8 protein-coding genes are annotated in these 12319 nt (G+C 66.9%); 7 read left to right on the forward strand and 1 reads right to left on the reverse strand.

The features are described from left to right. Positions 1 to 33 precede the first annotated feature (33 nt). Entirely contained in the window at positions 34 to 2856 is a 2823-nt protein-coding gene (locus SJY20_RS09040; protein ID WP_380786421.1) for a TonB-dependent receptor domain-containing protein, read from the forward strand. 52 nt (positions 2857 to 2908) lie between these two features. Beyond that, positions 2909 to 4150: a dicarboxylate/amino acid:cation symporter gene (locus SJY20_RS09045; protein ID WP_380786422.1), complete on the forward strand. Its 1242-nt coding sequence runs from the start codon at positions 2909 to 2911 to the stop codon at positions 4148 to 4150. Here SJY20_RS09045 and SJY20_RS09050 read toward each other — a convergent pair. Beyond that, positions 4147 to 6432, reverse strand: coding sequence for an ATP-dependent helicase (locus SJY20_RS09050; RefSeq protein WP_380786423.1), 2286 nt, complete (start codon positions 6430 to 6432; stop codon positions 4147 to 4149). The two genes, SJY20_RS09045 and SJY20_RS09050, sit on opposite strands and share 4 nt — an antisense overlap. 140 nt (positions 6433 to 6572) lie before the next feature. Between SJY20_RS09050 and SJY20_RS09055 the strand changes: the two genes are divergently transcribed. The 5 genes from SJY20_RS09055 to SJY20_RS09075 all read left to right on the forward strand — a co-directional run bounded on the left by SJY20_RS09055 (position 6573) and on the right by SJY20_RS09075 (position 12290). After that, entirely contained in the window at positions 6573 to 8231 is a 1659-nt protein-coding gene (locus SJY20_RS09055) for an inorganic phosphate transporter (protein ID WP_380786424.1), read from the forward strand. Between the two features lie 77 nt (positions 8232 to 8308). Continuing rightward, positions 8309 to 8614, forward strand: coding sequence for a hypothetical protein (locus SJY20_RS09060; protein WP_380786425.1), 306 nt, complete (start codon positions 8309 to 8311; stop codon positions 8612 to 8614). Positions 8615 to 8794: 180 nt separating this feature from the next. Beyond that, positions 8795 to 10501, forward strand: coding sequence for a hypothetical protein (locus SJY20_RS09065; protein ID WP_380786427.1), 1707 nt, complete (start codon positions 8795 to 8797; stop codon positions 10499 to 10501). A 47-nt stretch (positions 10502 to 10548) separates the two neighbouring features. Continuing rightward, positions 10549 to 10941 carry a VOC family protein gene (locus SJY20_RS09070; protein WP_380786428.1) on the forward strand — a complete coding sequence of 131 codons (393 nt, stop codon included), beginning with the start codon at positions 10549 to 10551 and terminating at the stop codon, positions 10939 to 10941. A 56-nt stretch (positions 10942 to 10997) separates the two neighbouring features. Next, entirely contained in the window at positions 10998 to 12290 is a 1293-nt protein-coding gene (locus tag SJY20_RS09075) for an MFS transporter (RefSeq protein ID WP_380786429.1), read from the forward strand. The last annotated feature ends 29 nt before the right edge of the window (positions 12291 to 12319 follow it).

The following is a 12319-nucleotide window of genomic DNA, read 5'->3' on the forward strand; positions in this document are numbered from 1 at the left end:
GGATCTGCACGTCTAATCAAAAGGGGAACTGCAATGACCGGATCACGATGGATCGCCTCCGCATCGACGCTGGCCATGGCGTTCGCATGGAGCGTACCTGTTTTCGCACAGGACACTCCGCCGACGGCTTCGGCGGAGGCAGCCGAACCGGCAGAGGTCACCGTGACCGGAAGCCGGATTCAGCGCGACGGGTACCGCGCCCCGACGCCGCTGACGGTCCTCAACAGCGAGGACATCCAGGCCAGTGCGCCCGCCAACGTCGCCGATTTCGTCAACGACATCCCGTCGCTGGTCGGCAGCGTGACGCCCGCCAATTCCAACCTCAACATCAGCGCGGGCAACGCCGGCGTCAACGCGCTGAACCTGCGCTCGCTGGGCACCGCGCGGACACTGGTGCTGCTCGACGGCCAGCGATCGGTAGGATCGACGCTGGGCGGGCTGGTCGACGTCAACACCTTCCCGCAAGGGCTGATCAAGAGCGTCGAGATCGTCACCGGGGGCGCGTCTGCGGCCTACGGCTCCGACGCAGTCTCGGGCGTCGTCAACTTCATCCTCGACAAGGAGTATTCGGGGATCAAGGGCGCCGCCGAATACGGCATCACCGACTATGGCGACGCGCCCAGTCGGCGTTTCAGCCTGACCGCGGGCACCGGGTTCGCAGGCGGCCGCGGTCACTTGCTGCTGAACGGCGAGATCGCGGTCCGCGACGGGCTGAACGGGGTGCCTCGCGACTGGAACAACCGCGGCTGGTACATGATCAACAACCCTGCCTACGTCGCGGGCAACGGCCAGCCCGAGCGGCTGGTCACGGCGAATGCGGGTCTAAGCCAGGCGACGCGGGGCGGGGTGATCACCAACACGGCGCTCCGGGGCACGCAGTTCGGCGTCGGCGGGCAGGTCAGCCAGTATAATTTCGGCACCGTGCGCGATCCGTGGCAGATCGGTGGGGACTGGCAGGCGACGCAGGTCAACGGGCTGCAGTCGCTCGACCCGGCAGAGAACCGCAAGAGCGCGTTCGGACGGCTGAGCTTCGACGTCGCGTCGTGGCTGAACGTGTTCGGCCAGGCATCCTATGCGAAGTCGCAGAACCTGGGCTGGCTGGGCGTGCAACCGAACCAGGGGAACATCACGATCCGGTCGGACAACGCCTTCATCCCGGCCTCGGTGCGGAGCGACCTTGTAGCGCGCAACATCGCGCAGTTCACGCTCGGCACCACCAACGCCGACCTGCCGATCCGCAAGAACGATACCGAGCGCGAGGTGCAGCGTTATGTCCTCGGCGCGAACGGCAAGTTCGGGCTGTTCGCAGGAAACGCACGCTGGGACGTCTATTACCAGAAGGGGATCAGCCGCACGCGCGAGATGGCGCGCGACATCACCAATACCGCGCGGCTGGCGCTGGCGCAGGATGCGGTGTTCGCGCCGGCAGGCAATGCGATCGGCGTCGCGGCGGGAACGATCGTCTGCCGTTCGACGCTGACCGCGCCGACGAATGGCTGCGTCCCGCTCAACCGGATGGGGATCGGCGTCGCGAGCCAGGCCGCGCTCGATTATGTGATCGGCAATCCGTTTCGGCGCCAGAAGTTCGAACAGGACGTCTATGCCGCGAACCTTTCGTTCGACGCGTTCAGGCTGCCGGCGGGGCCGGTGTCGGTCGCGATCGGGGGCGAGCATCGCCGCGAAAAGGTGTCGGGCTCGGTCGCGACCGAGTTCCAGTCGGGCTGGTTCGTCGGCAATTTCCTGCCCACCTTCGGCCGCTATGACGTCACCGAGGGCTATCTCGAATTGCTGGTGCCGGTGATCAAGGGGCTCGACCTCAACGGCGCGGTGCGCGCGACCGACTATTCGACGTCCGGCTATGTCACGACATGGAAGGCGGGGGTGACGTTCGAGCCGATCCCCGACATCCGGCTGCGCGCGACACGCTCGCGCGACATCCGCGCACCCAACCTCGGCGAGCTTTACACGGCCGGGTCGACGCGCATCAACACGCTGATCGATTCGTCGCAGAACAACGCGTCGGTGAGCTTTGCCGGCACGACCCGCGGCAACCCGCTGCTGAATCCGGAGCGTGCCGACCAATGGGGCGTAGGAATCGTGCTGCAGCCGCGGTTCCTGCCGCGGTTCGCGCTGTCGGTCGATTATTACGACATCAAGATCCAGGACGCGATCGGTTCGGTCGCGGCGCAGACCATCGTCGATCGCTGCAACGAGGGGGTGGAGGCGTTCTGCACCGCGATCGTGCGCGGGCCCAACGCGTTCGGCAGCACGCTGCAGGTGTTCGAAAGCCCGTTCAACTTCGCGCAGCAACGCGCCAGGGGGCTCGATATCGAGAGCTCGTACCGGGTGCCGGTCGGGACCGGCGACGTCACCGTGCGGGCGATGGCGACACGCTACATCAAGAACTACTTCAACAACGGCATCGACGCGCCGACCGATACCGTCGGGCAGAACGCATCCGGCGGGACCCCCAAATGGCTGTACCGGGTGCGGGGCAGCTACAGCAACGGGGGCACCGACCTGACGCTGATCGGGCGGGGGGTGAGCGCCGGGGTCTATGACACCAGCTTCGTCGAATGCACGACGGCGTGCCCGGTCTCGACCGTCACCAACCGGACGATCAACGACAACCATATCGATGGCGCGTTCTACCTCGACGCCACCGCGTCGCAGGCGATCACAATGGGCGACCGCAGTCTGGAACTGTTCGCCAACGTCACCAACCTGTTCGACAAGGATCCGCCGGTGGTCGCGCAAGGGCCCGCCGGTAGCGCGTATGCGACGCCGTCGACCAACCAGTCGCTGTACGACCTGCTCGGCCGGACTTACCGCGTCGGCGTCCGGTTCAAGCTGTGAGGTTCGGCGGGGATGGCATAGGGTCGTCGATCATGGCCGGGACGAACAAAGTATGATGCGACGCTGGTTCGCGATTCCGTTGTGGCAGCGCGTGCTGGGCGGGCTCGCGCTTGGGTTGCTGCTGGCGCTGGTGTGGCCGAGCGCGGCGCCGAAAGTGGCGTTCATGGGTGACCTGTTCATCCGTGCGATCCGGATGCTGGTGGCGCCGATCGTGCTGGTGACGATCGCGTCGGGGATCACTTCGCTTGCCGATCCCAAGCGGCTGGGGCCGCTCGGCGGTCGTGCGGTCGGGCTGTTCGCGGTGATGACTGCGATCGCCGTCACCGTCGGCATGGCGGTGGCGATGGTGATCCGCCCGGGCGTGGGCGCACCGATCGGCAGCGCGATCCCGAAACCGCTGGGCGCACCCGTCGCTATGTACGACCAGCTGGTCGGCATCGTCCCGCTCAACATCGTCGATGCGCTGGCCAAGGGCGACATGCTTGCGCTGATCTTCGTCGCAATACTGTTCGGGATCGGTACGGTACTGAGCGGCGAGGCGGGCAAGCCGTTCGCGGCGGTGCTGCAGTCGCTGTCGGCGGTGCTGTTGCGGATCGTCGGCGTGGTTATGGAGTTGACCCCGTTCGGCGTGTTCGCGCTGATCGCGAACGCCGTCGTGACCAACGGCGCGGGGGTGTTCCTCAACATCGGCTGGCTGGCGCTGAGCGTGGTGATCGGTTCGCTGATCCAGATCGTCGTGGTGCACAGCCTGATGCTGCGGCTGCTCGCGCGGGTGCCGGTGGTGCCGTTCTTCCGCGGGATCGTCGATGCGCTGGCGGTCGCGTTCTCGACCGCGTCGTCTTCGGCGACGCTGCCGGTCGCGATGACGGTGGCGGGTCGCAATCTCGGGATCGGCAAGCCGGTCTATTCGACGGTGCTGCCGCTTGGCGCGAGCATCGGCAAGGATGGCACCGCGATGTATGTCGGGCTGCTCAGCGTGTTCAGCCTGCAGGCGTTCTCGGTGCCGATCGATGCCGGGGTGTACGGGATCGTCCTGGTCACTGGCGCGCTGGCGGCGTTCGGCACCGCGCCGGTGCCGTCGGCGTCGCTGTTCATGCTGGCGGCGGTGCTGTCCGCGGTTGGGGTGGCGCCCGAACAGACCGCGCTGGTGGTCGGCTTCGTGCTGCCGTTCGACCGGCTGCTCGACATGACGCGGACGGTGCCGAGCGCCAGCGCGAACCTGACGGTGGCGACCGTGGTGGCGCGCTGGGAGGGCGAGCTCGACGATACCGCGTATCGCCGAGCGCGCGTCTAGCCGCCGATCGTCACGAAGCTGTCCATCACGCGTTTCTGGCCGGCATTCTCGAACTCGATCTCCAGCTTGTTGCCTTCGATCACCAGGATCGCGCCATAGCCGAACTTCTGGTGGAACACGCGCATGCCGACCGACAGGTCGTCGCGGCCCTTGTTGCCGAGGCTGACGGCGCTGGCGCGAGATTCGACGACGCGCGAGGGCCCGGCCGAAAAGCTGCTGCCGGGGCTGGCCGCGCGTTGCCAGCCGGGGCCGCGGCCGGTGCCGCGGGCGACGTCGGCGAACGGATCGGCCTTTTCGGACCAGTTGGCCTGCCACAGGCTCGCGCCGCCGGACATCGTCGTCTCGGCCTCGATATGCTCGTCGGGGAGTTCGGCGACGAAGCGGCTCGGGATCGACGAGTTCCACTGGCCGTAGATGCGGCGGTTGGCGGCGTGGATGATCACGGCCAGGCGCCGGGCGCGGGTTATCGCGACATAGGCGAGGCGGCGTTCCTCCTCGAGGCTCTTCACCCCGCCTTCGTCGAGCGAGCGTTGCGAAGGAAACAGGCCTTCTTCCCAGCCGACGAGGAAGACGGTGTCGTATTCGAGGCCCTTGGCGGCGTGGATGGTCATGATCGTGACCTGCGGATCCTGCGCGCCGCCTTCGTTGTCCATCACGAGGCTGACGTGTTCGAGGAACGCGCCGAGCGAGTCGTATTCCTCCATCGCGCGGACGAGTTCGCTGAGATTCTCCAGGCGGCCGGTGGCTTCGACCGACTTTTCCGCCTGGTACATCGCGGTGTAGCCGCTCTCGTCAAGCAACTGCCGCGCGAGTTCGGCGTGCGGCAGGCTGGTCGCCATGTCGCGCCAGCGGGCGATGTCGCCGACCAGCCGGCCGAGCGACTTCTTGGCGGCGCCGGTCAGTTCGTCGGTGTCCAGGATACGGGCGGCGGCGGTGGTCAGTGGTACGTTGGTGGCGCGGGCGAGCTGGTGGATGCGCGCCACTGCCTTGTCGCCTAGGCCGCGCTTGGGGACGTTGACGATGCGTTCGAAGGCGAGGTCGTCCGCGGGCTGGTTGACGACGCGCAGGTACGCCAGCGCGTCGCGGATTTCGGCGCGTTCGTAGAAGCGGAAGCCGCCGACGATCTTGTACGGCATCCCGATCGCGATGAAGCGGTCCTCGAACTCGCGGGTCTGGTGCTGTGCGCGGACCAGGATCGCGACCTCGTCGAGGGTCTTGCCGCTGCGGCGGACGAGGTCGATCTCGTCGCCGACGCGACGCGCTTCCTCGGGGCCGTCCCAGACGCCGATGACTTTCACCTTCTCGCCGACGTCGCGCTCGGTCCAGAGCTGTTTGCCGAGGCGGCCGCCGTTGTTCGCGATGACGCCGGACGCGGCGCCGAGGATGTGCGGGGTGCTGCGATAATTTTGTTCGAGGCGGATGATCTTCGCGCCGGGAAAATCCTTCTCGAACTTCAGGATGTTCTCGACCTGCGCGCCGCGCCAGGAATAGATCGACTGGTCGTCGTCGCCGACGCAGGCGATGTTCTTGCGCTCCTGCGCGAGCAGGCGAAGCCAGAGATACTGGGACGAATTGGTGTCCTGATACTCGTCGACCATGATGTATTTGAAGCGCTGCTGATAGATTTCCAGCACGTCGCGGTGGCGCTTCAGGATGACGAGCATGTGGAGCAGCAGGTCGCCGAAATCGCAGGCGTTGAGCGCGATCAGCCGGGCCTGGTACTGCGCGTACAATTCGCCGCCGCGGCCGTTGGCATAGCGTTCGCTCTCGCCGGCATCGATGTCGGCAGGGATGAGCCCCTTGTTCTTCCACTGGTCGATCAGCCCGGCGAGCGACCGCGCCGGGAAGCGCTTCTCGTCGATATCGGCCGCCAGGATCAGCTGCTTCAGCAAACGTAGCTGGTCGTCGGTGTCGAGGATCGTGAAATTGGATTGCAGCCCGACCAGTTCGGCATGGCGACGCAGCATCTTGGCCGCGATCGCGTGGAACGTGCCGAGCCACGGCATCCCCTCTACCGCGTCGCCGACCAGCCGACCGACCCGCTCGCGCATCTCGCGTGCGGCCTTGTTGGTGAAGGTGACCGACAGGATTTCGCTCGGCCATGCCTTCTTGGTGAAGATCAGGTGCGCCAGGCGGGCGGTCAGCGCGGCGGTCTTGCCGGTACCGGCGCCGGCGATGATCAGCACCGGGCCGTCGGTGGTCAGCACCGCCTCGCGCTGGGGTGGGTTGAGGCCGCGGAGATAGGGCGGGTCTGCTTGGGCGGTTTGAGCGAGTTCGGTCACCAGCGAACAGGTAGGGAACGGCGGCGACGGGGGCAAGCGCCGTCAGGGTGCCGCCGCCATCGAAGCGCGACAGGGCTGCTGATCCAAACGCACGCCCATGTCATAAAAACGTCACCATCGACGGCGAAGGCAGATGGGCCATGGCAACCACCCTTACATCGCGCGGTGAATCGACCGTGCCGCAGCCTGCATCCGCTCCTGCGGGTCCGCGCCTCGACCATTCGCTTCATCCGGCTAGCCGCTGGGTGTTCCTGGCGGTCCTGATCGGCGGGCTCGGCTATGCCGGGTTCAGCGTGTTCGTCGATACCGCGCAGGTCGGCGAGAGCCTGGCGTTCGGGGCGTTCGCATTCCTGGCGCTGGCGCTGGTGATCGCGCTGGGGTTCGAATTCGTCAACGGCTTCCACGACACCGCAAACGCGGTCGCGACGGTGATTTATACGCATTCGATGCCGGCGCCGCTGGCAGTCGTGTGGTCGGGGTTCTTCAATTTCCTGGGCGTGGTGCTGTCGTCCGGCGCAGTCGCCTATTCGATCGTCACGCTGTTGCCGGTCGACCTGATTCTCAACGTCGGCAGCGCCGGCGGCTTCGCGATGATCTTTGCGTTGCTGCTCGCCGCGATCCTGTGGAATTTGGCGACGTGGTTCGTCGGATTGCCGAATTCGTCGAGCCACGCGCTCATCGGGTCGATCCTGGGCGTCGGGCTCGCCAACCAGATCCTTCGCGGCGGCGCCGATGGCACGTCGGGCGTCGACATGGCGCAGGTCTGGAAAGTGCTGTCGGCGCTGGCGTTCAGCCCGTTGATCGGGTTTGCCGGCGCGCTGCTGCTGCTGCTCGTGATGAAGCGCTTCGTGCGCGATCGGACGCTGTATGAGGCGCCGAAGAACCAGTCGCCGCCGCCCAAGGGCATCCGCGCGCTGCTGATCGCGACCTGCACCGCGGTCAGCTTCGCGCATGGCAGCAACGACGGCCAGAAGGGCATGGGGCTGATCATGCTGATCCTGATCGGCTGCGCGCCGACCGCCTATGCGCTGAACCGCACCGTGCCCGAGAGCGCGACGCCGGGGTTCGTGCAGGCCGCACGAGCCGCGTCGACCGCGTACGCCGCGCATGCCAATGGCCCGGTCACCGACCTGCCTGCCGCTCGCGCGGTGGTAACGCAGGCGCTGCGGACCAAGCGGATCGACGATCCGGCGGTCTATGGCGGGCTGGCGGCGCTGTCGAACGACGTGTCGGACCGGATCGCCGGCTATGGATCGCTGGGCAAGGTCCCCGCGGCGGCGACCCCCAATCTGCGCAACGACATGTACCTGGTGCTCGACACCACCAAGCTGGTCGCGAACGACAAGAGCGCCAACGCGCGCTTCACGGCGCAGGAGGCCGACGTCCTGAAGGCGTACGGCACGCAGCTGGAGCACGGCACGCGCTACATCCCGTTGTGGGTGAAGGTCACGGTCGCGCTGGCGCTCGGGCTGGGGACGATGGTCGGGTGGAAGCGGATCGTGGTCACGGTCGGCGAGCGGATCGGCAAGACGCACCTGACCTACGGCATGGGCGCATCGGCCGAGTTGATGGCGGCGGCGACGATCATGCTGGCGGACCGCTACGGCCTGCCGGTGTCGACGACGCACATCCTGTCGTCGGGCGTGGCGGGCGCGAGCGTCGCGAACGGCGGCGGGCTGCAGCGGCGCACGGTGCGCAACATGGTGCTGGCCTGGGTTATGACGCTGCCGGTGGCGATGTTGCTGGCGGGCGTGCTGTACTGGGCGCTGCTAGGGCTGGCGCACGTACTGGGGTATTGAGCGCTAGGCCCTGTGCCGCGCGCGGGAACAAGTTCGCGATGGTGTCGTTACTTCCCCGTTATAACAGGGAGAGTATCATGTCCGATTATCGCACCACCGAGACCATCCCGCCAAAGCGCCGCAGCGGCGCGTCGACGATCGTGATCATCCTGGTCGTGATCGCCGTCATCGTCGGCGTGCTGTTCGCCACCGGGTTCTGGAGCGCCGACGTCAAAAAGGACGGCGCGCTGCCGCAGGTCTCGGTCAAGGGCGGCGAACTGCCGAAGGTCGATCTGGATTCGAAGCAGGTCGTCGTCGGTACCAAGAAGACCGAGGTCGAAGTGCCCAAGGTCAAGACCGAGACCGAGACGGTCGACGTGCCCACGGTCGGCGTGAAGAAGTAAGCCGGTACATCTGCCGACTTTGGAAGGCCTCCACCTCGCGGTGGGGGCCTTTTTCTTTGCCGTAATCGCTTGGTCGTCGGTCCAGTGCCTCCGCTCCCGTTGACTTAATCTGACACCGGTGTCAGCTTATCGCGTAATTGTGGATCGGGCCAACCCGACCATGTGACCGGGAGAGAGAGCATGAAGGTTCGTGTCGCGACGTCGGGTATTGCGCTGGTCCTCGCGCTGGCGGGATGTGGTGGGGACGATAATGGCGGAGCGGCCACGCCGACGCCGACGGCGACCACACCGCCTGCTCCGGCAAGCGCGAGCCTGCTGCCCGCGACCGGAGAGACCGCCGCGTACAAGGATACGCTGCTCAAACTGACCTTCGATACCGCGCCTGTGGTGACGGGCCTGGGCCAGATCCGGGTGTACAAGAGCGACGGGACGCTGGTCGACACCATCGACACCTCGCCGAACGTGGTCGCCGCGGGGGGCGAGACCCAGGTCGCGATCGGGGCCGCGAACACCGAGATCGACAAGATCGGCAACGGCGTGGCCAGCCTGACGCAGTATCGCTTCACCTATTATCGCCCGATCCGGATCGCCGGCAACAGCGCGACGATCAAGTTGCACGACGGCGTGCTGGCGTATGACACCAGCTATTACGTGCAGGTCGACCAGTCGGTGTTCAACGGCGGGTTTGCCGGTGCGGGCAGCTTTCCGGGGATCGGCGGCACCACGGGCTGGACGTTCCGCACCCGGTCGGCGCCGACATCCACGAGCACCCTGGTCGTCGACGACGACGGCGCGGCGGATTTTCGGTCGGTACAGGGTGCGCTGGATTATGTGATGGCGACCGGATGCCTGTCGTGCGCGGGCGCTGCGACCGCCAAGACGATCACCGTCAAGAACGGCGTCTATGACGAGCAGCTGTTCCTGCGCAACGTCAGCAACCTGACGATCGCGGGCGAGAACCGCGCGGGGACGGTCGTGCAGAACAGCAACTGGGAAGCGTTCAATCCGGGCACCGGGGGCAGCCGCGCGACGCCGAACACGACCTTCACCAATATCGGTGGCGTCACGACGCTGGGCAATCGACTGTCGCTCGGCGGCGGCCGTGCGTTGCTGCTGGTCGAGGGCGGCGACCTGCTCAAGCTGACCAACTTCACGATGACCAACACGCATCAGAAGGACGCCACGCAGAACAGCCAGTCGGAGGTGATCTACTATAACTCCGCGACGCTGAACGGATCGCGGTTCATCGGCACCGACATGAACTTCATCGGGACGCAGGATACGCTGCAGATGAAGGGATGGGTGTGGATCTACAACAGCCTGATCGCGGGCGATGTCGACTTCCTGTGGGGCTATCCGTTCGCCGAACTGATCGAGAATTCGGAACTGCGCACGGTCTTCGATCCGTCGGCGCCGACGTCCGGCGGTTACCTGTTCCAGGCGCGCAGTGCGAAGGGCTATCCGGGGTTCGTGGTGCTGGGCGGGTCGCTGACCGCTGCGAGTGGCGTGCCGGCGGGCTCGGCCTATCTGGCGCGCTCGGGGGGGAATACGCAGGCGCAGGGCTTCTGCACCACGCCGCTGGCGGTGGGCGGCGGATCGCCAGGCAACGCGAACCAATATTGCGATACGGTCGCGTTCCTGGGGGTCCGGATGGGCGAGCATATCGCGACCGCGGGGTGGTTCATCAATCCGGTGCCGAACCAGTTGCCGACCGCGCGCGAAGGCTGGCGTGAGAGCGGGTCGCTGACCGCCGCCGGTACGCCGTTGCCGCTCGCCGGGCGCGAGACGCGCTATGCCGCCAGCAACGCCGACCTGACGGGGCTGAACACCCGGACGAAGGTTTTCGCGCAGTGGAACGGCAATGCCGGGTGGAATCCGCAGCCCTGAGGTGTAGCGATCGCCGGGCGCGACGTTGCGCGGACAGGAGAGACTGTATGTTCAATCACGTCATGGTCGGATCGAACGACATCGAACGGTCGAAGCGGTTCTACGATGCCGTCCTCGGCGTGCTCGGGGCGGGCGAAGCGTTTCGCCACGTTGCGGACAGCGGGCATGTCCGGCTGTTCTACCGGCACGACGGCAATTCGTTCGGGGTCAGCGAGCCGATCGACGGCGAGACCGCGACGCCGGGCAACGGCTGCACGATCGGCTTCCGATGCGGGTCGCTGGCGCAGGTCCAGGCGTTTCACGATGCCGCCGTCGCCAATGGCGGAACATCGATCGAAGCGGCGCCTGGGCCGCGCGACACCGGCATGGGGCGGATCGACCTCGGCTATGTGCGCGATCCGGACGGCAACAAGCTGTGCGCTGTCCACCGCGGCGGTTGAATGGCGTAGTGAACGGGGCGGTTGACCGGGGCGGTGGATCGACGGATGCAGCGTGGATGACGACGCTCCGCTCCCACCGCCGCATCCTCGCCGCCAGCCTGGTCGGCACCGCGGTCGAGTTCTACGATTTCTACATCTACGCGACCGCTGCCGCTTTGGTGTTCGGGTCGCTGTTCTTCAGCGGGCAGTCGGCGGGCGCGCAGCTGTTGCTGTCCTACGCCACGTTCGGGCTGGCGTTCGTCGCGCGGCCGGTGGGCGCTGTGCTGTTCGGGCATTTCGGCGACCGGGTCGGGCGCAAGTCGACGCTGGTCGCCAGCCTGGTCCTGATGGGCGGATCGACGGTCGCGATCGCGTTCCTGCCGACCTATGCGCAGGTCGGCTGGATCGCGCCGGCGTTGCTGTGCCTGATGCGGCTGGGGCAGGGGCTCGGGCTGGGCGGCGAATGGGGCGGGGCGGCGTTGCTGGCGGTCGAGAACGCGCCGCCGCATCGCCGGAATACCTGGGGGATGTTCCCGCCGCTGGGTGCGCCGGTCGGGTTCCTAGCGGCGAACGGGCTGTTCCTGCTGCTCGGGCTGGTGCTCGATGAGGCGCAGTTCCTCGCCTGGGGCTGGCGGATCCCGTTCCTGGTCAGCGCGGTGCTGGTGGCGCTGGGGCTTTGGGTGCGGCTGAAACTAGTCGAGACGCCGGCGTTCCTCGAAGCGGAGCGTGCCGAGGCGATCCCGAAGGTGCCGATCGCGACGTTGCTCCGCGAGCATCTGCGGCCGACCTTCGCGGGCACGTTCGGCGTGATCTCGTGCTTCGCGCTGTTCTATCTCGCGACGGCATTTGCGCTTGGCTACGGCACCAAGACGCTCGGCTACAGCCGCGAGGCTTTCCTGGCGGTCGAACTGGTCGCGATCTGGTTCCTGGCGGCCGGCGTGATCGTCGCGAGCGTGCTGGCGGACCGGCAGTCGGCACAGCGGATGCTGGCGATCGGGTTTGCCGGGTGTGTCGTGGTCGGCGCGCTGATGGGGCCGATGCTGGGGTCGGGATCGCTGGCTGTGGTCGGGCTGTGGCTGGCCGGCGCGCTGTTCGTGATGGGGTTCGCGTACGGGCCGTTGGGCGGATGGCTGCCGAGCCTGTTCCCCGCGGGGGTGCGCTATACCGGGGTGTCGATGACGTTCAACCTTGGCGGGGTGCTGGGCGGCGCGCTGGCGCCGATCGTGGCGGAGGCGCTCGCGCCGCACGGGTTGTGGATGGTCGGGCTGTATCTGATGGCGGCGGGGGTGTTGAGTTTGGGAGGATTGCTGATCCTGGGTAAATCCTCCCCTGAAAGGGGAGGTGGCTGGCGTAGCCAGACGGAGGGGTAACCCGCCATCGATAGGGTGACACCCCTCCG

The organism is Sphingomonas sp. R86521 (genome assembly GCF_042466235.1).
In the GTDB taxonomy this organism is placed as follows: Bacteria; Pseudomonadota; Alphaproteobacteria; order Sphingomonadales; family Sphingomonadaceae; genus Sphingomonas.